The sequence below is a fragment of the Gardnerella vaginalis 1500E genome, from assembly GCF_000263595.1.
GTDB lineage: Bacteria > Actinomycetota > Actinomycetes > Actinomycetales > Bifidobacteriaceae > Bifidobacterium > Bifidobacterium vaginale_E.
This window is the reverse complement of sequence record NZ_ADES01000010.1, coordinates 1-26,601: the sequence shown is the minus strand read 5'-3', so window position 1 is coordinate 26,601 and position 26,601 is coordinate 1. Positions and strand designations below refer to the sequence as shown.

The window sequence follows — 26,601 nt, the reverse complement described above, 5'->3', positions numbered from 1 at the left end:
CGCCCCGTAGTTTCTTGGCGCTCTCTACGCTCTCTAGTTGCTTGAGCTCGCAATATTACATCAGTTGCAGTAGCTTTTTGCGTATCACTAACAGCATCTCGAATCTTCTTAATACTTATAGAAGTATTCTTACCATTAAAAACATTATGTTCATATTCTGCATAAACATGCGTAATTAAATCCGCTAAAAGTTCACCATCAGTTATTTGCTCATTGCGCTCAACAGACCAATTGCGCTCGCCGCGAATCATTCCAGAACGAACAAAGAATGCGTGAATTGAAGCTTCAAGCTCATCGGTACAAAAACCGAATACGTCAGCTTCCACATCGTCGTCAAAAACAGCTGAATTTTGTTGTAAAACAGTGCTTAATACTGAAATTTCGTCACGCAATTTAGCAGCACGCTCAAATTCTAGCTCTTCGCTAGCTTGCTTCATTTCACGAGTTATTTGAGAAATATAAGATGAGCCTACGCTTCCAGTAAGAACCCCAACTAGGCGCTCAACTAAATAACGATGCTCATCCGGTTTAATATTTCCAACGCATGGAGCCGAACATTTACCAATCGAGGCGAGCAAACATGGTCTCCCTGTTCTATGAGCCTTATTAAAAACCGCAGGCGAGCATGTTCTAACAGGAAAAGTTTTAATAAGCAAATCTAAGCTGTGACGCAATGGCCAAACTTTTGCATATGGTCCAAAATATCTAGCGTTTCTTGCGGAACGATTTCGAGTAATCCACACTCTAGGAAATGTTTCTCCTACAGATACCGCAACATAAGGGTAAGTTTTATCATCTCGAAAAACAACATTAAAACGCGGGTCGAAAGCTTTAATCCAAGTGTATTCAAGAGTAAGCGCCTCAAATTCTGTAGCAACAACAGTCCACTCCAAGCTCCTAGCTGCAAGTACCATTGATTGCGTGCGAGGATGCAATTGGTAAAGTGGCTGAAAATAATTTGCTAAACGATTTCGCAAATTTTTTGCTTTTCCAACATAAATTACTCGACCATCTGCATCACGCCACTTGTATACTCCAGGTTGCGCTGGAATATCTTTAGCCGCTGGACGGAACAAGTCTCGACTATCCCCCAATAATGGAGCTCCAAAAGCATTTACTTTTTCGCTAGCATTTTCTGAATTTTCTGAATTTTCTGAATTTTCGAGATAATGTTCATCTTCAAATGATTGCGTTTTTCGCCATTTTTCGTTCGCTTTCATTTGATCTAATTCTTGCAAGTTATCTGGTTTATGCAAATTCTTATTAAGATTATTATTCTGCATTTTCACCTCCTTTCAAGCACAAAATATGAACAATCATTTTAAGCTTTACGCACAATATGCGAATTTAATTTTACGAATTTAACATTGGTTTAAGGAATTTACCAGTCCAACTTGCCTCACATAGTGAAACAGTTTCAGGACTTCCTTCCGCAACAACTGTTCCGCCAGAATCTCCACCTTCAGGACCTAAATCAATAATCCAATCAGCAGACTTTACAACATCGAGATTATGCTCAATAACAATAACACTATTGCCTTTATCTACCAACGATTGCAAAACATTCAACAACTTTCTAACATCCTCAAAATGTAATCCAGTAGTAGGCTCGTCGAGAATATACACTGTTTTGCCAGTTGACCTTCGTTGCAATTCTGTAGCAAGTTTTACGCGCTGAGATTCTCCACCGGAAAGAGTCGGCGCGCTTTGGCCTAAACGAATATAACCTAATCCAACTTGAACCAAAGTATCCAAGTAGCGTGCAATAGACGGGTATGCTTTGAAAAATACTGCAGCTTCTGAAATTGGCATGTCAAGAACGTCAGAAACTGACTTTCCGTTATAAGTAACTTCCAATGTTTCACGATTGTAGCGTTTTCCGTGACAAACTTCGCATTCTACATACACATCTGGCAGGAAGTTCATCTCAATTTTTAAGGTGCCGTCACCATGGCAGGCTTCACAACGGCCACCTTTAACATTGAATGAGAATCTTCCAGGACCGTAGCCTCTAACTTTTGCTTCAGGAGTTTGAGCAAAAAGTGTGCGAATTTTATCCCACACGCCAGTGTAGGTTGCAGGATTAGAACGTGGGGTTCGACCAATAGGGTTTTGATCAACATGAACTACTTTATCGCAATATTCCAATCCTTCCACACGCTTGTGTTTTCCAGGAACTATGCGAGCGCCGTTTAGTTTGTTTGCAAGAACAGGGTACAAAATTGAGTTAATTAGTGTTGATTTTCCAGATCCCGATACTCCTGTGATGCAAGTAAATACTCCCAAAGGTATGTTAACGTCTATATTTTTAAGATTATGCTCCTGAGCTCCAATAACATGTAGCATTCGGTCTGGGTTAATTAAGCGACGATTTTTTGGCACTTCAATTATTCGTCTTCTTGAAATATAGTCGCCTGTAATCGAACGTTTTGCTTTCACAATATTTGCTGCAGGACCGGAGTACACTACTTCTCCGCCGTGTTCTCCTGCTTCTGGACCAATGTCAACTAACCAATCTGCTTCGCGAATTGTTTCTTCATCATGTTCTACAACAATAAGAGTGTTTCCTAGGTTTCTTAAATGATGCAATGTTGCAATCAGTCGCTCGTTATCTCGCTGATGAAGTCCAATAGATGGTTCGTCAAGCACGTACATAACTCCAACTAATCCTGAGCCTATTTGTGTAGCTAGGCGGATTCGTTGTGCTTCGCCGCCTGATAATGTTTTTGCAGCTCTTGAAAGAGTTAAGTAGTTTAATCCTACGTCGTTTAAGAAGCCAAGTCGTGCACGGATTTCTTTTAATACTTCTCCTGCAATAAGTGCTTTAGATCCTTCTAAATGCAGCTCATTAACCCATGCTAGGCTGCGCTCAACTGGCATATCACATATTTCAGATATTGAAGTATTTGCAACTGTAACTGCAAGAACTTCTGGACGTAAGCGTTTTCCATGGCATTTTTGGCATGGAACTTCGCGCATGTACGACTCGTAGTATTGGCGCATTTGATCCGAATCAGTTTCGTCATGCTTTCGCATAAGCGTTCGCACAACTCCTTCGAATCCTGTAGAATATTCGCGCTGCCTTCCCCACCTGTTTTTGTACGAGACTTTTACGCTAAAATCATGTCCGTACATTATTGCATGCTGTACGTCTTCTGGAAGATTTTTCCAAGGCGTATTCATACTAAAGCCCATGTCTTTAGAAAGACCTGAAAGTACGTGCTGATAATACATTCCTGCAGACTTATTCATTGCCCAAGGTTCAATAGCTCCTTGAGAAAGAGATTTGTCTGAATCTGGTATAACAAGCTCAGGGTCAATTTCAAGCTTGTAGCCAATTCCGGAACATTCTGAGCACGCTCCGTACGGTGCGTTAAACGAAAATGTTCTAGGTTCAATTTCTTCAAGATCTAGCTTGTGATTATTAGGGCAAGACCTGTGCTCGGAAAATGATTGGCGCCTGTTTGGAGAGTTTTCTGGCTCGTCAACAAAATCAGCAACCATAACACCTTTAGAAAGTTTTAATGCTGTTTCGATTGAGTCTGTTAAACGAACGCGAATGCCTTCTTTTATGACTATTCGATCAATTACTACTTCAATATTGTGTTTCTTTTGTTTTTCAAGAGTAATATCTTCAGAAAGTTCATGCATTTGACCGTCAATAATTGCTCGCGCGTAACCGTCTGAACGCAACAATTCAAGCGTATCTTTAAACTCTCCTTTTCTACCTCTAACAACAGGAGATAAAATTTGCAGACGCGTACGCTCTGGCTTAGAAAGCAAAGCGTCTGTCATTTGTTGAGGAGTTTGTGCACTTACCAACTCACCACACTCAGGGCAGTGAGGAACTCCAACCCTAGCAAACAGCAATCGTAAATAATCGTATATTTCAGTAATTGTTCCAACTGTAGAACGAGGGTTTCTATTAGTAGTTTTTTGGTCAATAGAAACCGCCGGACTTAACCCTTCAATAAAATCAACATCCGGCTTATCCATACGCCCCAAAAATTGGCGAGCGTATGCACTAAGCGACTCAACATAACGTCGTTGACCTTCTGCAAAAAGCGTGTCAAAAGCTAAAGAGGATTTACCAGATCCAGAAAGACCAGTAAAAACAACCATTCGATTTCGAGGAATAGACAAGCTCACGTTTTTAAGATTATGCTCGCGCGCTCCTTGAATAGTGATTTTCCATTCAGAAGGCACTTTAGACAAATCCGATATTATTTTTCCGTCATGCGAAGAAAACGTAGTGTTATCTAGTAATGCTTGCAAAGCATCAGACTGCTTACTTACTTGCTGATTCAAACGCATACCTCCACTTTTAACCCCATTAACACTCCCCAACTATTAACAAACCACTATACTATAAAATTACATTTAGAACAAGTGTTCGAAAAACTAAAGTATTTTGCTAACTTATAATCACATATTCGTTACTAGCACACGGTACAATAGTGAGTTTGGCAATACTTTACTTATTACACATAAAATAAAGCCTAATTTTTGGGGAACGGATTATAAACTATGCCTATTGACGCACAAGCATTAACCATTCAAATTGGTGCGCGCACGCTGTTAAACCCTACCGATTTTCACGTTACAAAGGGAGACAAAATCGGTTTAGTCGGTAGAAACGGCGCAGGCAAAACAACTCTTACTCGAGTAATTACTGGAGATATGCTTCCAGCAGGAGGATCCGTTAGAGTAAGCGGAGGCCTAGGATATTTGCCTCAGGATACTCACGCAGCAGACCCTGAGCAAAGCGTAATTGATCGCATTATGAGTGCTCGAGATATTTCTTCCATTGTGTCTAGGATTCGCAAAGCAGAAAAAGAAATGACCGATCCAGACCCGGACGTAATGACTAAAGCTATGAACCGCTACGACAAAGCTATGCAAGATTTTGAAAAAGCAGGCGGTTACGCAGTACAGTCTGAAGCAATTTCAATGGCAACAAGCTTGGGACTACCTCAAGAAGTTATGCAGCAGACTCTTGGCACTCTTTCCGGCGGACAGCGCAGACGCATCGAACTTGCGCGAATTCTGTTTTCTGACGCCGACACTCTTATTCTCGATGAGCCTACGAACCATTTGGACGCCGACTCAATTATTTGGTTGCGTAATTATTTGAAACGTTTCGAAGGCGGCTTCCTTGTTATTTCCCACTCAACGGAACTACTTGACGAAGTAGTAAACAAAGTTTGGCATTTGGATGCTCAACTCGCCCAAATAGACATGTATTCAATGGGTTGGAAAGCATACTTGCATCAGCGAGTAGTAGACGAGGAACGCCGCCGCCGCGAGCGCGAAGTCGCCGAAAAGAAGGCAGAACGCCTTATGAAGCAAGGTATTCGTCTGCACGCAAAAGCCACAAAAGCAGTAGCAGCTCAAAACATGATGCGCAGAGCAGAACGTTTACTTAGTGAAACCAGCGAAGCTCAAAGCCGCGAAAAAGTTGCAGACATTCGCTTCCCAGAACCATCCCCATGCGGTCGCACACCAATTATGGCAAAGGATATTTCTAAAGCATACGGTTCTAACATTGTTTTCGCTGGAATTAATCTTGCAATAGACAAAGGTTCTAGGGTTGTTATTTTGGGTTACAACGGTGCTGGAAAAACCACAACTTTGCGCATTCTAGCAGGAGAAGAAACGGCAGACACTGGAGAAGTTCAGTACGGTCACGGCTGCAAAATCGGCTATTTTGCCCAGGAACACGACACTTTGGATTTAGACGCTACAGTTCTTGAAAACCTTCAGCACGTTGCTCCAAACCTAGATGACACACAAGCACGTTCTATGCTTGGCAGCTTCCTGTTTTCTGGTGATGACGCAATGAAGCCGGCTAAAGTGCTTTCCGGCGGCGAAAAAACGCGTCTTGCGCTCGCAACACTTGTTACTTCGCAAGCTAACGTACTGCTTCTCGATGAGCCTACTAACAACTTGGATCCTGCGTCTCGTGACGAGATTTTAAAAGCTATATCTAAGTATGAGGGCGCAATTGTGCTAGTCACACACGACGAGGGTGCTGTTGAAGCTTTGCGCCCTGAGCGTGTTCTTCTTATGCCTGACGGCGACGAAGATTTGTGGAACGACGAATATCTTGACTTGGTTGCTGAAGAATAGTTAGAAAAATGCTCGAAACTTTGAAATAGAATGGTTATGTGGTGATTACAACGTCCATGCTTAAAAACTTGCCGCAAGATTCTAGCAATACTATTTCGCATACTAGCAGGCAAACTCACAGTCGCATTATGCGCTGCACATGGCGTTTTTTACACATTCCACTTCTTGTTTTGCTTATAATTACACTATTTGAATGTTCTATTGGAAACATTCCATTTTGGAGCAGTGTTACAGGAAGTACGGATAGCGCATCTGTTCACAATTCTTTAGGAAGCGGCGTTAAACGTCTTAAATCAGGCGGTCTTCTTATAACAGACCCTTCCGAAGCATACTTAGAGGTTATTTCAGATGGAAGCTCGCCTTATATTCGTCTTCAACCTTCTAGCATTAAAAATAAGCTTTATAAAAAGCAGCAAATTATAGACGATATTCACACGCGTGTTGAAGCTAATAAATATTTAAGCAAACCGCAAAGCACAAATCCTCGAGCGCTTAACGCTTCCCTACTTAGCATTCCTGAAGAAGTAGTTGATCAACCGTGCGTAGTTAGAGTATGGCTTCAACATCCAGCTGGAGCAATACTTGATGTTGAGGATGCTAGAGCTAATGTTAGAGCGCCTTTTAGCTGGTCTTGGGGACGCGTAAGCATACTAATTGTTTTTGCAATACTTATAGCTTTATGGAATCCTTGGTCTAAGCTTTGGAAAATTAAACTCAACACAAGTAGCATTTCTCAACGATTCTACTTATTCGCATCATGGATGCCTTTTATAATCATTGCACTTGCAACAATTATTTGGAATTTGCGCAATGCTACACCAATGCATTTTGATTCGCCTGGAAATTACGCTTACGATTTCGACCAGTATGCTCATACTGCTGACGCTCTTGCAAAAGGGCAGGTTCATCTTAATCTTCCTGTTCCTCACGAATTAACCACCTTGCCAAACCCGTATGATCCTATGGCTAGGAATAATCTTCTTAATCATTCAGTTCCTCACATGTACTGGGATTACGCATACTATAAGGGGCACTGGTATTCGTATTTTGGTATTCTTCCAGCAGTACTACTGTTTTTGCCTTACCGTCTTATTACAAGTATTTGGATTCCAGGCGGAGCAATGCTTCCAACTACTGTTGCAACATTCGTGTTTCTTATTGCTTTTCTTATTGCAGGATCTTTACTTGTTATTCGCATAATTGAGAATACTGTAAAAAATGCTTCTTTAGGAACCGTATCAATTTCTTTAGCACTGTTCTTTATTAGCGCAAACACGGTTTACTTGTGGTTTAGAACATCTTTCTATTCCGTTCCAATGGCAGCTTCACTATTTTTCACATCTTTAGGATTATGGTTTTATTTGGGCGCATTCGGTAATAGTAAAACTAATTCTTTTAGAAATATTGCTTTGGGATCGTTCTTTATAGCGCTTAACTTAGGTTGCAGACCTACTTTTGTGATAGCAGTCTTATTTGCAATTCCTGTGCTATACCCTATTTTGAAAAAATCGTTTAACGATTTTAGTAAAGATTGGAAGAAAGCTGAATATTGGAGAATTCCTTTGCTCTATGCTACAGCTTGGATTCTTCCAGCAGTAATTACTGCAATTCCATTTGGCGTGTATAATCTTTTGCGATTTGGTTCACCATTAAATTTTGGCAACGAGTATCAAATCACTATTACAGATATGACAACTATGCGTTTGCCATCGCAAAATATTCTGCCGTCTATTCTTAGCTATATTGCTCTACCTTTACGTTTAATTCCAACTTTCCCTTGGATTGGCATTCAGCCTGTTGCTTTTGACAGATGGCAGTATGCTGAGCCTATGATTGGCGGAATGTTCGTGCTTTCTCCTCTCGCATTAGTTTCGTCTTTTGCGGCTTTAGCTATGAGAAAACGCTGCTTGCACAAGATTTCGTGGAATATTTCTATAACTTCTTTAATAATTGGCGTATTTCTTATTGTTTTTGACAGTCTTAAAGCAGGAATTGGTTGGAGATATATTGCAGATTTCGCGTGGACTTTTGCAATTACTGCGGTAGTTGGCGTAACTTTACTTTTAGAGCATGCTGCTTCTGTTCAAAAAGACGATTGTTGGCAGAAAAAAACTATTTCATACAGCATACGTTTTGTTGTAATAACACTACTTTTTGTGTCGATTATTATTGCAGCACTCAGCTGGTTTGTTACGGGTCGTGAAGATAGCACACTTCGTTTTAACCCAGACTTATGGTATTTGGTTCGCTCCTGGCTTACGCTATTTTAATAAAAGTCTTTAGTAAAACTATTCTTCACAAAGAAGAGTATCAACAGTTTTTAAAAGTGATTTCAAACCTACAATAAACTGAGATTCTTCCGGCAGCAAAGAAAGAGCAAGATACCCATTTACTGGCATGTCAAAATAGTATCCTGGCTGAGAAACCAAGCAATAATCTTGTATTAAACGCAACGCTAACACATCGTCATCAATGCATGATGGAACGCGCAATAAAATATTCCAACCGCCTTCTGCGCGCAAAGCGCTAACACAACAATTAGGCCAGGATGCTAAAGTTTCGCGAAGAGTTTTAAGATTTTTACTAACCCTGTTACGAACCTTTTGAGTCTGCGAAGAAGCATACTCTAACAACTCGGGTATGTGCTTAGAAACCGTTGTTCCAATCGGCAAAAAGTCGTCTGCAATAACATCAAGCCTTTTTTGAGCCTCGTAAACATCATCTTTAGGACCTGAAACTTCAATCCACCCAACTTTTGCGTGAGGAGCTGCAAGCATTTTAGAAAAACCATCAAGCGCAAACACGAGAGTAGATGATTCTCCAGCGAGCCTAGCGTTTGTTTCAAAAGGCTCAAGATAATAATCGTAAAAAACTTCGTCAGCAATTATTGCAACATAATTATCATGACATAATTGCAATAATTCTTTACGCTCCTCACTTTTTACATAAGAGCCGGTAGGATTATTCGGATTAATAAGCACAAGTGCTTTAATGCGCAAAGACTTATCTTCAAGCAGCTCTTTTACGCGAGGCAAATCAATAGTCCAAGAACCGTCGTAATGCAAAGGATACGGTATTGCGTTCACGCATTGCAAACGCGCAATCGACTCAATAAGCGGGTACCCAGGAGTAGGACCAATAACAGCATCTCCCGCATCACAAAGAAGCATCATAAGCCATGCGTAAGCTTGAGATGTTGAAGAAAGTAAGTAAAGCTGATCCGGATTAAGCTTTGAAGGAGTAGAAGTATTAGTGCGATTATCGCGCTTATTAATAAAGTCTGCTAACAGTTTTCGAGATTCAATAGGTCCTCTAGGATTTGCAGCATAACTTTCAGATAAACATTTAGGTGCAAGAGAGTGAACAGTAGGATTAGAATCGTTTAATTTAGTAAGCTTTATGCCTCGAGCCACAGCTTTTCTCTGCGCTAAAATAATAGGATTTGGCTCGCTTACGTCTACTCTTGAAGAAAATCGCACGTAACAACCCTAACACCTGGTATAAAAAAGCTGGGCAACAGATTAAACCTGCACCCAGCTTAAAACAACAACAAATAAATTATTACTATTTATTAATATTTAGTCCTGTTGCTGATTCTTCTGCATTGCATAATAAGCTGCACCAATAATTCCAGCCTCATTATGCAAAGTTGCAACCACAATAGGAGTCTTAATATCAATATGTGGAAGGAATTTTTCACTTACGCGGCTAACTCCACCACCAACAACAAACAAATCAGGGTTGAAGTACTTTTCCATCAAACCATAGTACTTAGTTAAGCGCTTAGCCCACTTCTTGTAACCCATATCAAGCTTTTCACGAACGGAAGAAGCAGCATACTTTTCAGCATCTCCCTTACCTTTTTCAAGCTGAATATGACCAAGCTCAGTGTTTGGAATAAGTACGCCATTGTAAATCAAAGCTGTACCAATACCAGTTCCAAGCGTTGTAGCAATAACTAAGCCATCCTTATCTTTAGCGGCACCAAACTTCTGTTCAGCTAAACCAGCAGCGTCAGCATCGTTTACAACTGTTACTGGACGACCGCAAGCCTCACTAAAGACTTCAGTAACGTCAACACCAATCCAAGACTGGTCAAGATTTGCCATAAAATCAAGCTTCTTGCCTGGCTTAATCGGAGCAGGGAAAGCGATTCCAACAGGAACATCTGCAGGAACTTCAAAATGCTCAAGCTGCTGACGAACAATATCCGCAACCGCCTGAGGCGTAGAAACTGCAGGAGTGAGAATCTTATAACGAGGCTCTGCAAACTCGCCCTTTTCCAAATTCACTGGAGCAGCCTTAATTCCAGAACCACCAATATCGACGCCAAATGCTTGTGCAGTGTCAATCATCTCACTAACACTCCCCTCTGAATGTGTGCTGATAACAAGATATTCACAAATATTGTATCGTATATTTATTGCGACACGCTTGCTGATTGCTAACTTCTACTTCACTTCTGCTTTATTTTTACTTCAAAGAAGGCATAGGTTTCCACGTTCCGTCGTGCAAAATCTTCCTAGAAGCAAGCCAACCGGTAAATAATTTCCAAATACCAGAAAGAATATGCTCACGATCAACAGCCAACAGACGAATAATCTCTTTAGCAGCAGTTAAAGCAGTTCCAAGTGCAAACATAAACGGATGAAAATCACCATGAACCATAAAGTAGCGGGCCATAAACCCACGATTTCGCATAATATGGTAACGATTCATATCTGAAGTTGAGTTTAGCTGTCGAACTCCTGCAATATCCCAATTTGGAATATCGCGAGTGCGACGAAGAATAATATCCGGCACAACAATAGGATTCGTAACCTTACTAGCAAGATACCCGTAAGTAGTATCATCCCAGTAAATAAAGTAGCGAGAATCCGGAAAGCCTATCTTTTCAACAATATCTCGACGAATTAAACCACCCTCGAAACACATTGTGTTCATCACACGATAACCCGCATTACCAAAAGCTGAAGGCGCAATAGGATTCGGTATACCAAGAGGAACCAAAAAATCGTACTGCCAGTAGAAATTACCGCCGTCGTAATCTAAACGACTTCCTTGAACAACAGCATGACGCTTAGTCCAAGGAGCAAGACGCTCAATAGACTCAGGCACTGTTTCAACATCATCATCCATAACCCAGAACCACTTAGCACCAAGCTCATAAGCCTTCTTTACGCCAGCGCTAAAACCGCCGGCGCCACCAAGATTCTCATCCTGCGGAGCATAAACAACGTGAGAACAATTGCCCTCATCGTCTTTTTCTGCCTTACCCCAACGATTAGTTAAATCAGTTTCAAGACCAGAAACCATTTCGCGAGTTTTATCGCTGCACTCATTGTCAACAACAACAATTCGCCAAGGACACTCGTTCAAACATTCAAAAGAATGGAACAAATTATCCAAAAGTTCCTGACGCTTATAAGTGACCACAACAACAGCAAGCTTATCAATACTCTTACATACGCTATTGGCTTTGCTGTTAACAATTTTCTTTGTTCCCATATTGCTCATACTTGTATTCTCGCACCTACCCTCGCCACACAATTATTACAACAATGTTCTTAGCATGAGATACAAAAGAATAGTCAGTTTCAGGGAAGGTGAAAATCCTTACTGGCGGTAACAAAATACGTGTTTTATACCTTTTTGAAGCCCGCGAGCGGTGTAAAAGCTGCTGATTCGGTTAAATTCCGAAGCCAACGGTTACAGTCCGGATGAAAGAAACGGAGTCCCATCATGGGTATTTCTAATACAAATAATCATCAAACTTATGCAAAAAACTCTAGCTGGTCTAGCGAAAAAATCGCAAAATATGCTCTATTTGTGGCACTTTCAATGGCTGTGAGTTTCATAGAATTTCCACTAATTCCAGACTTTTCATTCCTAAAATACGATCCTTCAGGAATCGTGTGCCTCGTAGCAGGATTCGCATACGGGCCTTCAGCGGCAGCAATCGTAAGCATACTCGGCTTTGCACCACACTTATTTACCAATCCACTGGGCACAGTTATGGCAGTGCTAGTATCTTTAGGAGCTAGCGTTACAGCAGCAATCTTATACAAAAAAATGCATACCAAAAAAGGCGCAATCATTGCACTTTCGGCAGGCTCTATTGTTGCTATTGCGCTCGCAATAGCGGGAAATCTTGTTATTACTCCTCTTTACGCTCACATGACTGTTTCGCAAGTTGCGGCTCTTATTATTCCAGCACTGCTACCGTTTAATATTATTAAACTTGCGCTTCACGTTGTAGTAACAATGCTTGCTTATAAACCAGTTTCTAAACTACTTCACCACAGCAAGTAAATCTTCTAAACGGCATAAACTATGCAAAATACCAGCACAAGCAGTAGTATGAACAAAGCTCAAAATTGCGCAGTTGAAAACAATACTCTAGTAGAGTTGCGAAATATTTGCTTCAGCTACGATGATGGAAAAACTTGGACGCTTAATAATTTAAGTCTTACAATTAATCCTGGCGAGCGCGTAGCTATTGTGGGCAAAAACGGTTCTGGTAAATCAACTTTGGCAAAAATTATTGCAGGTTTAGCAGCTCCAGATAGAGGCTATGTTAAATTGTGCGGCGAAAAAGTTTTTGAAAATACTACTGCTTATGCTGACGCTTACAAAAATGCGCGAAAGCTTATTGGTGCTCTGTTCCAAAGTCCAGAAGATCAGATTGTTACTACTGTTACTGAAGATGATGTTGCTTTTGGACTAGAAAATTTAAACGTAGAACAGCATAAAATGCGAAAACTAGTTAACAATGCTTTAGAAGCTGTTCACATGCAAAATCATAGACTTTCTAACCCGAGTCTTATGAGTGGCGGACAAATGCAGAAAGTTGCTTTAGCAGGCTCTATTGCAATGCAGTCAAAGCTACTTGTGCTAGATGAGCCTACTTCTATGCTCGACTCTAAATCTCGAGAAAACGTTGACACATTATTTGATGATTTGCATAAAAGCGGCACGAGTATTGTGCAGATTACGCATAGAATTGACGAATGCAAGAATGCAGATCGCATACTTCTGCTAGAAAATGGAGTGCTTCACGAAATTTGTTTAGAAAAACTTGAATCATATTTAAACAATTCTAAATCTAGTCTTTCAAAAAAATCGCAGGAAAATATTAATAATTACCCGAAGCGAAACGAAAATATAAACGATAGCACGCATGCAAATAAAGCAATTTCAATATCACACTTAACCGTTAAATACGATAATAAATCTACAGCTGCAATTAACGACTATTCACTTGACGTAAATGAAGGTGAAATAGTTGCAATAATGGGCGAAAACGGCTGCGGAAAATCCACTCTAGCTAAAGCTTTGTGCGGACTGTTAAAAGCAGAATCTGGCTCTATAATCGTAGAAAAAATACCTGTTAGTGGAAAAACTTCTAAAGCGGATCGTCAAAACTTGCGCAAAACTATTGGCTACGTTATGCAGCTTCCAGAGCAGCAGCTTTTTGCTAATACTGTGCGCGAAGATGTTGCTTACGGTCCTAAAAATTTTGGTCTAAAAGGAGACGCTCTTAAAGAACGCGTAGATGAAACGTTGAGGCTGCTTAATCTTGAAGATTTGGCTGAAAAATCACCTTTTTCTCTTTCCGGAGGCCAACAGCGTCTTGTGGCAATAGCAGGAGTTCTTGCTTTTAAACCGCGAGTGCTTGTGCTTGATGAGCCAACAGCAGGATTAGATTTTGAAGCAGCATCGCGTTTATTACAAATTCTTTGCGAACTTAATAATCAAGGCGTAACAATTGTTGTTATTACGCATAATATTCATGAGGTAAAAGCTTTAGGCGCAAGATTAGTAACATTAAAAACAAAAAATAGTGAAAGTTTAGAAGATAAAAAGAAGTCATCACAAGAAAAAATTAAGCAAGAAACGATTACGCAAGAAAAATCAACCTCACTACTTAGCTCTTTTGATCCTAGAATAACGCTTCTATCCTGCTTTATGCTCATGCTAAGCGCTTTTAGCATTACTCATTACACGCAGTTAGCTGTTCTTGCTTTTGCCACACTGTGTCTAATCATTGCCGCAAAAATACCATTCATAAAACTAATTTCTTCACTACACATGCTTATTGCAGTATTTACTTTTTCGGGATTACTAAATATTCTTGCCGTTCGCACAGGCAAAATACTTTGCAAACTTGGGCCAATTATTGTAACGAACGACGGCATTCATTGCGCAATACTATTTGCCACACGATTCTCGCTTGTAATTATTATTGGCGCAATATTAGTTATTACAATAAGCCCAACAGTGCTAACCGAAGCCTGCACGTCTTTGCTTTCACCACTTAAAACTATTGGAATACCAACGCAGGAAATATCGCTTATTATGAGCCTAGCATTGCGATTTTTGCCAACGCTTTCTAACGAGGCAGTAGAAGTTGCGCACGCTCAAACCGCTAGAGGCGGAAGCATACTAGACGGCTCAATTTGCAAACGAATCCACGCAATTTCTTCGCTTATTGTTCCTGCTTTTGCAGGCGTTATTCGCCACTCAGAAACACTTTCTTTAGCGCTTGACACACGCTGCTACACGCCAAGCGCAACAAGGTCTCATTTGCACACGTTAAAAGTTAGCGCAAAAGATGTTCTGCTATTAGTTGTGGCCGTTGGTTTTGTTAGCGCAATTATTGCAATGAGTTTATAAATGTTATATAGAACAAAATACGCATGTTGCAATTTTTGTATGAAATAATTCGCAAGATACTGTATAATCCGTTAAGCACTTATGTAATTTATGCAATACTTTTGTTTGATTGAGCTTGATTAAACTTGCATTTGAAAGGACGCCTTATGGCATTGACAAAAAAGCAGACTAAGCAGCTTCGCGCGCTTGCTAATACGCTAAGCCCACTTTTGTACGTTGGCAAGAACGATATTACTGATGCAGCCGTAAAGCAAGCAGACGAAACCATGCAGTATCACGAACTTATGAAGTGCGCTGTGCAAGATGGTTCCGGCTTAAGCGCTAAAGAAGCAGCTGTTGCTCTTGCAGAAAAACTCGGTGCCGAAGTTGTGCAAGTAATCGGCAATCGCTTTGTATTGTTCCGCGTCTCTACACTAGACAGCGTTGAACACATTATGCTTGTGCGTGAATAAAACTCTCTCTTAATATTTTTATATTTTTGCGATAGTTCGTAAATAAAAAATGCTCCATGATTGAAAAACTGCTGAGGCGGTTCAACATTCATGGAGCTTAATTTTATAGTAGCTTGCTATTTGTCAATGATTTGTACGCCACTAACTGTTGACTGACCTGCTGGAAGATCTAGCCAATTTGATCCATCACCCCCATATTGAGCAGCAATAGTAATTTTTTTGTTATTATATTTTTCAAACCTATTGCTTTCATTTGATTTAGAAATCTTCATAGTAACCAAGATATTATTAAGAGAGTTGAACGTTTGTCTTACTCCACAATCCGTACCATTACAGTATCCTCCAACAGACATCTTCCTATCTAATACTAATACCGTATAAATATTATCTTTATTTTCTTCTAGAACATTGTCTTTCTTACCAGTATTATTTGGTGTAGTTCCAGGAAAATCATATGCTTCATCAACATTTAATATTTTTACAGTTCCAGTAAATACTTGATAACCTTTCTCGCGCCAAAATTGAACAAGCTTATTATGCTTACGCTGAGCTTGAGTCAAGTTTTTAGCATTAATCATCATATTAATATCAGTAAAATCATCAACTGACACAAAAGTTGGATGTAATAATTTACTTATCTCACCAGTGCCAGGAACTGGATCGTATGTATTATCTTTATCTAATGGGTGATAAACAATTGACCGAGTATTGGTAAAGTTGCCTTCATTTAGCTTATAGATTGTTTTACTCCATGGAAAAACATCAGGAGAATTTTTCTCAATAGCGCGCAGAATTACAATTCCTTTATGGTGCGGATCAAAATATATTGTTCCTGAATTCTCATTTTCATCATGCGCATTATCTATAATTTCTGGATATTTAACTAACTTGCCATTCTTAAATGAAAATACTTTAATATGCTTAGTAGTATTACTATTAAATTCATCTGCAGAAATAATAACCATTTCTGGGATAGTATCGTTATCAATATCCCACAAGTCATAATAGTATTTTGAATCTTGTGGGATATTATTTGAAACATACGATGAATTTTCAAGCACCTTTTTGTATTCTTTACCAGCTTGAGAAAGAATATCGTCAGCACTGCGAGTATGCGGTTTTGTGATAGCACTTATGGTACTACTGGCAACATGATTCAGCGAAAAACCGCTGTTTTGTACAGTGTCGGCAACAAAGCGAACATACACAACCCATGTTGTGAGCATGCAAATAAGCACAATGGTTGATACGCAATAATACAAAAAAGCATTATTTTTCTTCATTGCAAACATCTCTACTTTCGCCAAGTTGTAGCACTATACTTGTTTTTACTAAAACGTAGGTTTTATATGTGTTATATGTTTTATGCGTAACTCATTCACCGTAATTGGAAGAAACATCTTTCATTAAACCTGCCATAAGCGAGTTGTTGTCAATGTGGGAAAGATTACTAGCATCTCCAACAATCATCACATCGCCAGCAGTAGTTGGGAAAATTATTACAGAACATGGGTCGCCAACAATAAAAATATGATTGTCATCACTCATATCGAAGGGGCTACCATTTTTGTAAAGTATATTCTCTAATTTTTTATGATTTTTTTCAGCGGACGGAAACTCGTTGAGAACGCATGACGCATCTTTTTCAAAATCATCGCCTGTTCCAACTTTTACAATCGCTTTAGCTCCACCAAGAGCATAGCTATGCTTTATTGGCAGATTGCACTTTTCGCTAATAGCGTTAAGATCTGGCTTTATATTAAGAGCATTTCGCACGCCACTAAAAGATCCATTGTGCTGAACGCAATAGAATAAACCGGCTATTATAACAAAAACAACAAATCCCCAAAAGTAACTTTTAGCTTTACTCATAATAAACCTCCATCTCAAATATGATACAAAATAAGCATCACTGACTTAGATTTCGAATTGATCAATCTCTCTTAAATGAAATTCTTACGTATGATTCTAGTTGCACGATTTGATAACGCGTAAACCTTCAGTTTACGTTTAGTCTGTAATGATTTTTAGAGAGTTGTAACTAGGGTCATCGTAACTTGGTTCTAAGCAAAAGCATATTGAAGTAGCCTTTTTAACTGCTATGGTTACGTTCTTTCCTACATAATCTTTCATTTCTCCGGCTTTAGGACTAACAAAGAAACGTTTGTAAACGTATGTGTCGGGAACTGGCGTACCTTTGCCATCAACTCCAACAGTTATGATGGTTTTGTATGGCATATTTACTGTGTAAACAATTTTTGAATCGTTGACGAAATAATAAGAATAATCATCTAAAATCGCATCCGGCGGTGCTGTTTGCTTTACTTCGTCAATATTCATCTCTTGAACATTGCCGGTAAGAATGGTGTATCCATCATCTCGTAAATCTTGAATATACTTATTGTGTTTCTTCTCTTTTTCACTAAGAGTCATATTATTAATTAGATTGTCTACAGGCTTAAGATTTTTAACATCAACAAACATTGCATCAAGATCGCCTACATTGCTAGGATCTGCCGAATTATCTTCAACACTTGAATCTAATTTAAACTTATAATCTTCAGTAAGCTTATAAGTATCACGACGAACTTTAAGCGCATCAAATACATAATACACAACTATGCCATTGTGATTATGATCGTACATTAATGTTTCTGAAAATTCGTCATCACGAGACGGTCCTAAATCTTCAATTAACTGCGATTCAACAATTTTTTTGCCATCAAAAGAAAATACTTTAGTAAAACGAGGCTTATTTTCATCGTAACATAATTTTTTTCTTGCAGTTACAATAAGTTCTGGAATCTTATCATTATTAAAATCCCATAAGTCATAGTAATATCCGAAGGAATCTGGAACATTTTTGAACTTGTATTTTCCGTGTAGATTTTCAAGCACGTTTTTATAAGCGCGACCTGCTAAAGAAAGAGCATTATTTGACTTATTTGGTTCAATTACAGCTGTTACAGCATTGTTGTTCATAACATTTTTCAGCGAAAAACCGCTGTTTTGCACTGTGTCTACAGTGAAGCGAACATACACAACCCATGTTGTGAGCATGCAAATAAGCACAATGGTTGATACGCAATAATACAAAAAAGCGTTATTTTTCTTCATTGCCAACTTCTCTACTTTCTTTAGATTCATGAAGAATTGTGCGGATTTGAGATAAGCGTTGAGTTAGCTCGTGCTCGTAGCCACGATTCGTTGGATGGTAGTATTCGCGGCCAACAAGTTCGTCTGGCATGTACTGTTGGGATGCTACAGCTCCAGGGCAATCGTGCGCATACTGGTATCCTTCGTGGTTTCCCCAGCTTTTCATTAGTTTCGTTGGAGCGTTTCGCAAATGAAGAGGAACTTGACCAATATTTCCATCATCAACGTCTTTGAGAGCCTGATTAATAGCGTTGTAGCTTGCGTTTGATTTAGGCGCGGTTGCTACAGCGATCACAGCTTCCGAAAGAATAATGCGCGCTTCTGGCATGCCAATTAGAGCAACAGCTTGAGCTGCTGCAACAGTTACTTGTAAAATTTGTGGAGCTGCCATACCAACTTCTTCGGCAGCAGCAATCATAATTCTCCTTGCAATAAAACGCGGGTCTTCCCCAGCTCGAAGCATTCTCGCTAAATAGTGCAATGAAGCGTCAACATCGCTTCCGCGCATCGATTTAATAAAAGCAGAAATCACATCGTAATGATCGTCGCCATCTTTGTCGTAGCGAACTGTGGTAGTGTCCATTACGTTATAAACGATATCGGCAGTAATAACAGGCTTATTTTTGCCGTGCTGCAATGCACAATCTCCTGTTATTGCTCCTGCTGCTGCTTCTAAAATAGTAAGAGTTTTGCGAGCGTCTCCACCGCTTAAGCGAATAATAGAATCTATTGCGTCTTCGTCAATTTTAAGCTGATTGTTGAGCCCATTTTCGCTAGTTACTGCGCGCTCTATAAGCGTGTGTAAATCTTCAACACTAAGCGACTCAAGTTTTACTACTACTGATCTGCTAAGAAGCGGTTTAATGATTGAAAAACTTGGGTTTTCGGTAGTAGCTCCAATAAAAGTTACGTCGCGATTTTCTACGCTTGGAAGCAGAGCATCTTGCTGCGATTTAGAAAAACGGTGAACTTCGTCAATAAAAAGTACTGTTTCTTGGCCTTTGCTAACTAAACGCTCGTGCGCACGATCAAGCACTGCACGAACGTCTTTAACACCAGAAGTTACAGCAGAAAGCTCTTCAAACACTCGCCCAGACTGGCGAGCAACAATATATGCAAGAGTAGTTTTACCGACTCCTGGAGGGCCAAAGAGCACAACAGAACTTGGAGCAGTAAGAGAACCTTTCGACTGAGGATTCGCAAGCCTTCGCAAAGGAGAGCCTTCTTTTAGAGCGTGATTTTGCCCCAACACGTCTTCAATGCGGCTCGGTCGCATGCGCACAGCTAACGGACGCGTTACATCGCTAGGCGCGCTACTTGCTGCAAATAAATCCTGCTCCATAAATACCAGCTTACAATACGTATAGAACAAACGTTCGATTCTAGTTGTTGGTTACAAACTAAAACAAGTTTACAACACTAGACGTGCGAAACTTGGTAATCGAAGAACACAACTTCGCCTTCATCTTGCGTTGTATCTAAATCAACAATGCCAGTAATAGCCCAATTATGATCCCCGTCAGAATCGTCTATAATCTGCCGCACTTTCCACGAGTGCTCACTCTTCTCTAGCGAATCGTCAAGAATAAACAAGTCGCCGCTTCGAGCTTTGGCGTCTATTCCAACATACTCATGCTCGTCGTAATAGTCGTCAAGCACATCATTCCACTCGTGAACGCCGTAACCCCAAGCCTTGTCAAGCTCTCCTAAAGCTTCCGCATCTTCCAAATCCATAAGTTGCACACGTCGGAACATTGCGTTTCGAATAAGTACAATAAGACCCCTGCGATCTTCAACCACAGATTCAGAAGTTCCAGGCGCAGCCATAGTTACAGCATTAGCTTCAGCGTCCGATCCTCCTGCACTCTCCCACTCGTCAACAAGACTAGAATCAATAGAGCGCACAACAAGACGAAGCCACGAAATAATATCGCGCAATTCTTCGTTAAGCATGTCTTCTGGCACAGTGCGAGCGAGCGAACGGTAAGCGTCCGAAAGGTAGCGAAGAAGCGTTCCCTCACTTCTAGCAATGCCATAACGAGAAATGTAGCCAGTAAAATCAGAAGCCGTTTCAACCATGTCTCGAAGCACAGATTTAGGCTTAATCCAGTAGTCGTTTGCCCACGGCACGTCCTTGCGATACTGCGCAAAAGCAGGAGTTAGCAAGTCTTCAAGAGGCTTAGGATAGCTAACTTCCGCCAAGCGTTCCATGCGCTCCTCGTAGTCAATGCCATCGTCTTTCATACCAGCCATTGCAGCATCTCGAGCTTTGCGCTCTTGAGCACGAAGCACAGGCTTAGGATCATCCAGAGTTGCTTCAACCATAGAAATTACGTCAAGTGCGTAGCTTTGAGACTCAGGATCTAACAATTCCAAAGCAGCAAGCAAGAACGGAGAAAGCGGCTGATCCAGCGCAAAGCCTTCAGGCATTGCAACGTCAAGCTCATAATCGCAAGAACCGTCCGCGCGCTCTATGCATTCAATCACTTGAGTATCGAGCAGAGTTTGGAAAATATCGTCGCAACGTTCAAGAAGTTTTTCTTTATCTTGCGGCTTTTGCGCGCTATCTTCAATAAGTTTTTGCACACGCGCTTTAGCATCTCCACCTTGCGTAACTTCGTTCAAAATCATTGAGTGAGTTACAACCATGTGCGGATTTAAAGTTTCCGGCGCGCTTTCAATAAGCTTAGTAAACGTTGGCTCGCCCCAAACTACAAAGCCTTCTGGAGCCTTCTTACGCTTAACTTTTTTAAGCTTTTTAGGATCGTTACCAGCTTTTGCAATAGCTCGCGCGTTTTCAATCTCGAACTCTGGAGCCTCGCTAACCACTAAGCCTTCGGTATCAAATCCCATTCTGCCTGCGCGGCCTGCAATTTGATGAAACTCGCGAGCGCGAAGTTTTCGACTACGATTCCCATCAAATTTTGTAAGAGCCGTAAGCACAACAGAATGAATTGGCACATTAATACCAACACCAAGAGTGTCTGTGCCGCAAATAACTGGTAGCAGCCCTTGTTGAGCCAGCTGTTCTACGAGCCTGCGGTAGCGTGGAAGCATACCAGCGTGATGCACTCCAACGCCGGTTCTAAGTATTCTTTGCAAAATTTTGCCAAAGCCTGTAGTAAACTTTGTGCCTTTAATTGCTTGAGCAATTTTATCTCGCTGCTCTTTGCTTGAAACTCCCGTACTTGCGAGCGCTTGCGCTGTTTCAAGAGCTGCGTCTTGCGAAAAATGAACTACATAGATTGGCGTTAAACCCTTGTTGAATAAGAGTTCTACAGTTGCAGCAAGCGGCTTATCTGTGTACTCGTATTCAAGTGGGATTGGTCTTGGCGCGTTAGCAATAATATCAACGCTTCTTTTTGTTGATTTTTCTAAGCGCTCTGCAATATCCGATACGTCTCCAAGAGTTGCGCTCATAAGTAAGAATTGCGTGTTTGGAAGCGTAAGTAGCGGTACTTGCCAAGCCCACCCGCGCTCTGGGTCTCCGTAGTAGTGGAATTCGTCCATTGCAACGCAATCAACTTCTGCATTTGCGCCTTCGCGTAACGCTTGGTTTGCTAAGATTTCTGCAGTGCAGCAGATTATTGGAGCATCAGCGTTAATATGCGAGTCGCCAGTAATCATGCCAACGTTGTCACGCCCGAAAATCGCAACTAGGTCGAAGAATTTTTCGGACACAAGTGCTTTAATTGGCGCAGTATAGTAGGAGCGTCTGCCTGTGGCTAGCGCTGCAAAATGCATGCCGAGCGCGACTAGCGATTTTCCAGAACCTGTTGGAGTGTTTAAGATTACGTGGTCTCCTGCAAGCAAATCCATAACGGATTCTTCTTGATGCGGCCATAAATCTACATGTTTGTTATCTTTAACCCAATCAACAAATGCTTGAAAAATCTCGTCTTCGCTAGCATGATGCAAATCAAGAGCTAACTCGCCTAATCCAGCCATATACGCTCCTACTTTACTTACGCTTTAATCGTGACTTTACTTACGACCTAATTACGCTCTATTTGCGCTTCTTTTTATCTCGCACTTTTACGGAGATTTGAATAGGAGTTCCCTCGAATCCAAACTCTTCGCGAAGAGATCGCTCAATAAAGCGACGGTATCCGTGCTCTAAGAAGCCTGTTGCGAATATTACGAAACGCGGCGGGCGCGTAGAAGCTTGCGTTGCAAACAAGATTCGCGCTTGCTTGCCGCCTCGCAAAGGATGCGGATGAGCAGACTGAATACGACCTAAGAAAGCGTTAAGCTTACCCGTAGGAATACGCTTATCCCAGCTATCTAAAGCTGTTCGCATGGCGCGCGCAAGACGATTCGTATGCCAGCCTGTTTTTGCAGAAAGATTTACGCGCTCAGCCCAAGTAACGCGCTCAAACTCAGTCTTCCACAAGCGTTCCATGCGCTGCCTTGAAAACTCGTCCATCAAATCCCACTTGTTAAACACAAGTACGATTGCGCGACCTGCGTCAACAGCTTGGCTCATAACTTTTAGATCCTGCTCCGCAATAGGAACGGAAGAATCGAAAAGAATCAAAGCAAGCTCCGAACGTTCAATCGCAGCCTGCGTGCGTAGCGAAGAATAGTATTCTGCACCAGTAAGCTTATGAGGCCTGCGCTTAATACCAGCAGTATCAATAAACAGCCAGTCTTCGCCGTCAACTCGCACAACCTCATCAACAGGGTCACGAGTAGTTCCAGCCAAGTCGTTTACAACAGCGCGCTCTTCGTGAGCTAAATGGTTCAAAAGCGAAGACTTACCAACATTTGGTCTGCCTACTAAAGCAACCCTACGAAGACCTTGCGGAGTTAAGAATCCTGAAGTTTTATTCGCTTTCTTCAAAGAATTGAGCGCTGCATCAAGCAAATCTCCAACGCCTCTGCCGTGCATTGCAGAAATTCCGTGAGGCTCACCCATTCCAAGCTTCCAAAACTCTGCAGTCAAGTACTCGCTTCTAGCATCGTCAACCTTGTTAACAGCCAATGTTATAGGCTTTCCTGCAGCGCGGAGCATTGAAACAATGCGCTCGTCTGTGGCTGTTAAACCAACTTGACCATCAACAAGGAAAATTACAGCGTCGCTTAAACGCACTGCTATTTGCGCCTGCTGAGCAATAGAAGAATCAATTCCTTCAACGTCTGCTTCCCAGCCGCCAGTGTCAACCAGCTTAAAATTAGTTCCAGCCCACTCAGCATCATAGCTTACGCGATCTCTAGTAACGCCCGGAGTATCCTCCACAACAGCAACTCTGTGACCTAGAATACGGTTTACAAGCGTTGATTTTCCAACGTTTGGTCTACCAATAACAGCGATTACACCAACTGCTTTTGTATCTTTCGATTCATCTTCGCCTGCTAAATCTCCGCTAAGCAGCGCGCGGTCTTCATCGTCAAGATCATAGCCTTCAAGATTTGCAGCGTAACGATCGTACTCGTCCTGCTCAATAGCAGCATCGACAATTTCAACAAGCGCATCAAGAGTCTGCTCAAAAGTCAAATCTGAATTATCGAGCGTTGTAACACCATCAGCAGCCTGAAGAAAACTCGTAACTTTAGCATCTTTAGCGTCGCGAGCACGAATATCATCTTCCTCAGAAGATTGATTATTTTGCAAACTTTCTTGCGAAATTTCCTGCTTGTTTCTGCGAGCTTGACGAACTTCTTCCCTTGCAGTAAGAAGAACGCGAACTTGCGCATTAGGAGCCACAACAGTAGTAATATCGCGACCTTCTGCAACAATGCCCTCACCTTTAGAGAAAGAATCATCTGCAGATTCAGCAGAAATATACGCGCGTTGAGCAGCAATAAGCATGCGTCGGACTGCAGGAATTGAAGAGACAGTAGATACGTGCGACGAAACTTCACTGGAACGCAGTTCTTCGCTAATATCTTCACCTTTGACAGTCACCACAGGATTTTTAGGATCCACGCTAAAGTCAGCGTCACTTTCAGTAAATAATGCTCCAACAGCTTCAACAATCTGATTAAAGCGTTCGAAATCAGCTGGATTTGCAGGCTGACCTTCATTGTCTAATTCAATTTGCGTGCTTAAATCAATACCCTGATTTAAGCACCACCATGCAGCAGCTCGATACATTGCACCCGTATCTAAATACGCAAAACCGTAGTATTGCGCTAAAGCACGAGAAGTAGAAGATTTACCTACTCCTGCTGGTCCATCAATTGCTACACAAATCACAGGCCAACCTCCTTAGAAAGCGAGCGCACTTCTGTTTGAGAAAGAACACGGTAAGATCCAGCTTTTAAGTCCCCTAATTTAATAGGGCCGATTTGCGTACGAACCAAGCGCTTTACAGGGAATCCAACAGCTCCAAAAATCCTACGCACAATACGATTCTTGCCAGAATGCAACACGACTTTTACCATGGTTGTGTCGTGATTCTGGTCGATTATTGCGCAGCGGTCGAACTTAATCCAACCATCTTCAAGATTTACGCCTTGAGAAACCAAGCGGCGGCAAACCATGCCGTTAATCTTGCCTTCAAGCGTTGCAATATAAGTTTTTTCAACCTCATACTTTGGGTGCATAACATGCTGGCTTAGCTCGCCATCGTTGGTCATTAGAATAAGACCTTCCGAATCGTAGTCCAAGCGACCCATGTGGAAGATTCGCTCGTACTTGTCTCCCACAATATCCCTTAAAGTAAAACGACCTTTAGGATCGTCCATAGCGCTCAAAACTCGCTTAGGCTTATGCAATGCGAGAGTTACAAGCTTCGTGTTGAACTTTACTCGAGACCCATCAACGCGCACTTTCTGACGCTTTGGATCTACGCGAGTACCAAGTGTTGTAACCAATTCGTCGTCTACTTCAACACGCCCATCGAGAATAATCTCCTCACATTTGCGTCTTGAACCAAATCCCGCTTCAGCAAGCAGCTTCTGCAGTCGAATGGCGTTTTTGTCATCTGAATGCGCCTGATTGGCGCGGGAATATGCGTTTGGCATCGTTCTCCCAACGTGACCTCATGAATTGTTTAACAAACATGCGCAAATAAGTTATTTTTAAGCACTAAATCAAACAATTCTCTATTACTATAATTTTTCTATTACTTTCGCAATTGTGATAAATAAGAAAATTACCACTTTTTCTATGCTACCGTATGGCATGGCCGTGATACTATAGCAGTTGTTTTAATAAGTTGCAAACTATACAGCAACACGTATTAAAGTAAGGAAAACTATGATTGAAGCACCGGAAACAACTTCTAAAGAAGCTAAAAGTGACTCTCCACTTGTTATTAAAATAGCAACCGAGTTTATTGCTACAGCGCTATTAATGTTCACAATTTACACTTTTTATTCACTATCAACAGCAATGTACGGCATTAATTTGCTTATGATTGCCGTAGGAACAGGCGTTGCGTATGCTGCAGCAATTTCTATTGCATCCAAAGTTTCTGGCGGACAACTTAATCCTGCTGTAACTATTGCATCTATGTTTACAGGACGCACATCGTATTTGGAAGGCCCTTGCTATATTATTGCGCAAGTTCTTGGATCCATTTTTGCAGCGAGCGCTTTTGTGTTCATTTTGCCTCAAACAAAAATGGTGAAAGATGCTAACTGGTTCGCTCCTGTTGTAAACGGTTTCAAACAAGGCTCTATTTCTGCAACGCAGCTAAAAAGCGTAAACTCTTCCTTCGGCGTTATTACAGCCTTATTGGTTGAAGTAATTGCAGTTGCAATAATTGTTGCTACAGCAATGAATTACACAAAAGATAACGGCAAGACCAATTGCGGCTATTCCACTCACATGGGTATTGCTTACGCAGCTGCAACTCTTATTACCTACCTGGTTACAGGTTCGGGTCTTAATCCTGCACGTTCTACAGGCATCGCAATTGTTGCAAACTTTAAAGAGCTTGAAGTTAAGCCATTAACTCAGTTGTGGGTTTTCTGGATTGCTCCAATTTTTGCGGCAGCACTTGTTGGTTTTGTTACTTTGCTTACTAAATTACTTACCACTTCTGCAAATCTTGAGAATAGAAAATCGGGTTACACTCATGCAAACAACGCTAATCAAGCTCCAGTAGCAATTCAAAATTATGATGAAAATTCAGCTAATTTTGGATTTAGTGAAGCAAATAGCGTTAACAATATGCAGAGCGATGCTACTAACATGAGCAATTTTCAAGAAAACTATAGATAGTAATAGAAAATAGTA

18 protein-coding genes and 1 riboswitch are annotated in these 26,601 nt (G+C 41.1%); of the genes, 6 read left to right on the top strand and 12 right to left on the bottom strand.

Translation table 11 applies throughout. The features are described 5' to 3' along the window. Positions 1 to 1,283, bottom strand: a 1,283-nt coding sequence (uvrC, locus tag CGSMWGV1500E_RS03255; RefSeq protein WP_004127933.1) for an excinuclease ABC subunit UvrC, incomplete at its 3' end; no start/stop codon positions are given. A gap of 70 nt (positions 1,284 to 1,353) precedes the next feature. Next, the gene (gene uvrA, locus CGSMWGV1500E_RS03260; RefSeq protein ID WP_004127930.1) at positions 1,354 to 4,314 is read right to left on the bottom strand and encodes an excinuclease ABC subunit UvrA; all 2,961 of its coding nucleotides are present in this window, start codon (positions 4,312 to 4,314) and stop codon (positions 1,354 to 1,356) included. Positions 4,315 to 4,527: 213 nt separating this feature from the next. Here uvrA and CGSMWGV1500E_RS03265 point away from each other — a divergent pair, with 213 nt between their 5' ends. Beyond that, complete coding sequence (locus tag CGSMWGV1500E_RS03265; RefSeq protein ID WP_004127928.1) at positions 4,528 to 6,129, top strand: ABC-F family ATP-binding cassette domain-containing protein; 1,602 nt, start codon at positions 4,528 to 4,530, stop codon at positions 6,127 to 6,129. A gap of 56 nt (positions 6,130 to 6,185) precedes the next feature. After that, entirely contained in the window at positions 6,186 to 8,399 is a 2,214-nt protein-coding gene (locus CGSMWGV1500E_RS03270; protein WP_004127925.1) for a hypothetical protein, read from the top strand. An 18-nt stretch (positions 8,400 to 8,417) separates the two neighbouring features. Here the strand turns inward: CGSMWGV1500E_RS03270 and CGSMWGV1500E_RS03275 are convergent, their stop codons facing one another. The 3 genes from CGSMWGV1500E_RS03275 to CGSMWGV1500E_RS03285 form a co-directional block, all read right to left on the bottom strand. After that, positions 8,418 to 9,608 (bottom strand): pyridoxal phosphate-dependent aminotransferase, encoded by a 1,191-nt coding sequence (locus CGSMWGV1500E_RS03275; RefSeq protein WP_004127922.1) that lies wholly within the window; start codon positions 9,606 to 9,608, stop codon positions 8,418 to 8,420. A 99-nt stretch (positions 9,609 to 9,707) separates the two neighbouring features. Beyond that, a complete protein-coding gene (ppgK, locus tag CGSMWGV1500E_RS03280) occupies positions 9,708 to 10,484 on the bottom strand; it encodes a polyphosphate--glucose phosphotransferase (RefSeq protein ID WP_004127919.1) in 777 nt (258 codons plus the stop codon). Between the two features lie 118 nt (positions 10,485 to 10,602). Continuing rightward, positions 10,603 to 11,646, bottom strand: coding sequence for a glycosyltransferase (locus tag CGSMWGV1500E_RS03285; protein WP_004127916.1), 1,044 nt, complete (start codon positions 11,644 to 11,646; stop codon positions 10,603 to 10,605). 72 nt (positions 11,647 to 11,718) lie between these two features. Next, positions 11,719 to 11,865, top strand: a riboswitch (FMN riboswitch). Between the two features lie 6 nt (positions 11,866 to 11,871). Between CGSMWGV1500E_RS03285 and CGSMWGV1500E_RS03290 the strand changes: the two genes are divergently transcribed. From CGSMWGV1500E_RS03290 to CGSMWGV1500E_RS03300, 3 genes are all read left to right on the top strand, one after another. Then, positions 11,872 to 12,441 carry an ECF transporter S component gene (locus CGSMWGV1500E_RS03290; protein ID WP_004127913.1) on the top strand — a complete coding sequence of 190 codons (570 nt, stop codon included), beginning with the start codon at positions 11,872 to 11,874 and terminating at the stop codon, positions 12,439 to 12,441. Positions 12,442 to 12,489: 48 nt separating this feature from the next. Beyond that, complete coding sequence (locus CGSMWGV1500E_RS03295) at positions 12,490 to 14,805, top strand: energy-coupling factor transporter ATPase (protein ID WP_004127910.1); 2,316 nt, start codon at positions 12,490 to 12,492, stop codon at positions 14,803 to 14,805. A 146-nt stretch (positions 14,806 to 14,951) separates the two neighbouring features. Further along, a complete protein-coding gene (locus CGSMWGV1500E_RS03300) occupies positions 14,952 to 15,257 on the top strand; it encodes a YhbY family RNA-binding protein (RefSeq protein WP_004127908.1) in 306 nt (101 codons plus the stop codon). 116 nt (positions 15,258 to 15,373) lie between these two features. On the opposite strand, the gene CGSMWGV1500E_RS03305 is transcribed toward CGSMWGV1500E_RS03300, so the two are convergent. From CGSMWGV1500E_RS03305 to CGSMWGV1500E_RS03335, 7 genes are all read right to left on the bottom strand, one after another. After that, positions 15,374 to 16,540, bottom strand: coding sequence for a hypothetical protein (locus tag CGSMWGV1500E_RS03305; RefSeq protein ID WP_032843478.1), 1,167 nt, complete (start codon positions 16,538 to 16,540; stop codon positions 15,374 to 15,376). 91 nt (positions 16,541 to 16,631) lie between these two features. Further along, positions 16,632 to 17,129 (bottom strand): hypothetical protein, encoded by a 498-nt coding sequence (locus tag CGSMWGV1500E_RS03310; RefSeq protein WP_004127902.1) that lies wholly within the window; start codon positions 17,127 to 17,129, stop codon positions 16,632 to 16,634. Between the two features lie 138 nt (positions 17,130 to 17,267). Next, positions 17,268 to 18,374: a hypothetical protein gene (locus CGSMWGV1500E_RS03315; protein ID WP_004127898.1), complete on the bottom strand. Its 1,107-nt coding sequence runs from the start codon at positions 18,372 to 18,374 to the stop codon at positions 17,268 to 17,270. Beyond that, positions 18,361 to 19,755, bottom strand: coding sequence for a replication-associated recombination protein A (locus CGSMWGV1500E_RS03320; protein ID WP_004127896.1), 1,395 nt, complete (start codon positions 19,753 to 19,755; stop codon positions 18,361 to 18,363). Before CGSMWGV1500E_RS03320 ends, CGSMWGV1500E_RS03315 begins: the two co-directional genes overlap by 14 nt. 77 nt (positions 19,756 to 19,832) lie before the next feature. After that, positions 19,833 to 22,361, bottom strand: a complete 2,529-nt coding sequence (locus tag CGSMWGV1500E_RS03325; RefSeq protein WP_004127894.1) for a DEAD/DEAH box helicase — start codon at positions 22,359 to 22,361, stop codon at positions 19,833 to 19,835. 58 nt (positions 22,362 to 22,419) lie between these two features. Further along, a complete protein-coding gene (gene der, locus CGSMWGV1500E_RS03330) occupies positions 22,420 to 24,612 on the bottom strand; it encodes a bifunctional cytidylate kinase/GTPase Der (RefSeq protein ID WP_004127893.1) in 2,193 nt (730 codons plus the stop codon). Continuing rightward, a complete protein-coding gene (locus tag CGSMWGV1500E_RS03335) occupies positions 24,609 to 25,382 on the bottom strand; it encodes a pseudouridine synthase (protein WP_004127892.1) in 774 nt (257 codons plus the stop codon). Before CGSMWGV1500E_RS03335 ends, der begins: the two co-directional genes overlap by 4 nt. Positions 25,383 to 25,617: 235 nt before the next feature. Between CGSMWGV1500E_RS03335 and CGSMWGV1500E_RS03340 the strand changes: the two genes are divergently transcribed. Beyond that, the gene (locus CGSMWGV1500E_RS03340) at positions 25,618 to 26,586 is read left to right on the top strand and encodes an MIP/aquaporin family protein (RefSeq protein ID WP_004127891.1); all 969 of its coding nucleotides are present in this window, start codon (positions 25,618 to 25,620) and stop codon (positions 26,584 to 26,586) included. The last annotated feature ends 15 nt before the right edge of the window (positions 26,587 to 26,601 follow it).

Coding starts and splice junctions, on each gene's coding strand:
- CGSMWGV1500E_RS03335 (WP_004127892.1), bottom strand. CDS start 25,382: ATGCCAAACGCATATTCCCGCGCCAATCAGGCGCATTCAGATGACAAA.
- CGSMWGV1500E_RS03270 (WP_004127925.1), top strand. CDS start 6,186: ATGCTTAAAAACTTGCCGCAAGATTCTAGCAATACTATTTCGCATACT.
- CGSMWGV1500E_RS03315 (WP_004127898.1), bottom strand. CDS start 18,374: ATGAAGAAAAATAACGCTTTTTTGTATTATTGCGTATCAACCATTGTG.
- CGSMWGV1500E_RS03305 (WP_032843478.1), bottom strand. CDS start 16,540: ATGAAGAAAAATAATGCTTTTTTGTATTATTGCGTATCAACCATTGTG.
- CGSMWGV1500E_RS03265 (WP_004127928.1), top strand. CDS start 4,528: ATGCCTATTGACGCACAAGCATTAACCATTCAAATTGGTGCGCGCACG.
- CGSMWGV1500E_RS03325 (WP_004127894.1), bottom strand. CDS start 22,361: ATGGCTGGATTAGGCGAGTTAGCTCTTGATTTGCATCATGCTAGCGAA.
- CGSMWGV1500E_RS03340 (WP_004127891.1), top strand. CDS start 25,618: ATGATTGAAGCACCGGAAACAACTTCTAAAGAAGCTAAAAGTGACTCT.
- CGSMWGV1500E_RS03290 (WP_004127913.1), top strand. CDS start 11,872: ATGGGTATTTCTAATACAAATAATCATCAAACTTATGCAAAAAACTCT.
- uvrA (WP_004127930.1), bottom strand. CDS start 4,314: ATGCGTTTGAATCAGCAAGTAAGTAAGCAGTCTGATGCTTTGCAAGCA.
- CGSMWGV1500E_RS03285 (WP_004127916.1), bottom strand. CDS start 11,646: ATGAGCAATATGGGAACAAAGAAAATTGTTAACAGCAAAGCCAATAGC.
- CGSMWGV1500E_RS03300 (WP_004127908.1), top strand. CDS start 14,952: ATGGCATTGACAAAAAAGCAGACTAAGCAGCTTCGCGCGCTTGCTAAT.
- ppgK (WP_004127919.1), bottom strand. CDS start 10,484: ATGATTGACACTGCACAAGCATTTGGCGTCGATATTGGTGGTTCTGGA.
- CGSMWGV1500E_RS03320 (WP_004127896.1), bottom strand. CDS start 19,755: ATGGAGCAGGATTTATTTGCAGCAAGTAGCGCGCCTAGCGATGTAACG.
- CGSMWGV1500E_RS03310 (WP_004127902.1), bottom strand. CDS start 17,129: ATGAGTAAAGCTAAAAGTTACTTTTGGGGATTTGTTGTTTTTGTTATA.
- CGSMWGV1500E_RS03295 (WP_004127910.1), top strand. CDS start 12,490: ATGAACAAAGCTCAAAATTGCGCAGTTGAAAACAATACTCTAGTAGAG.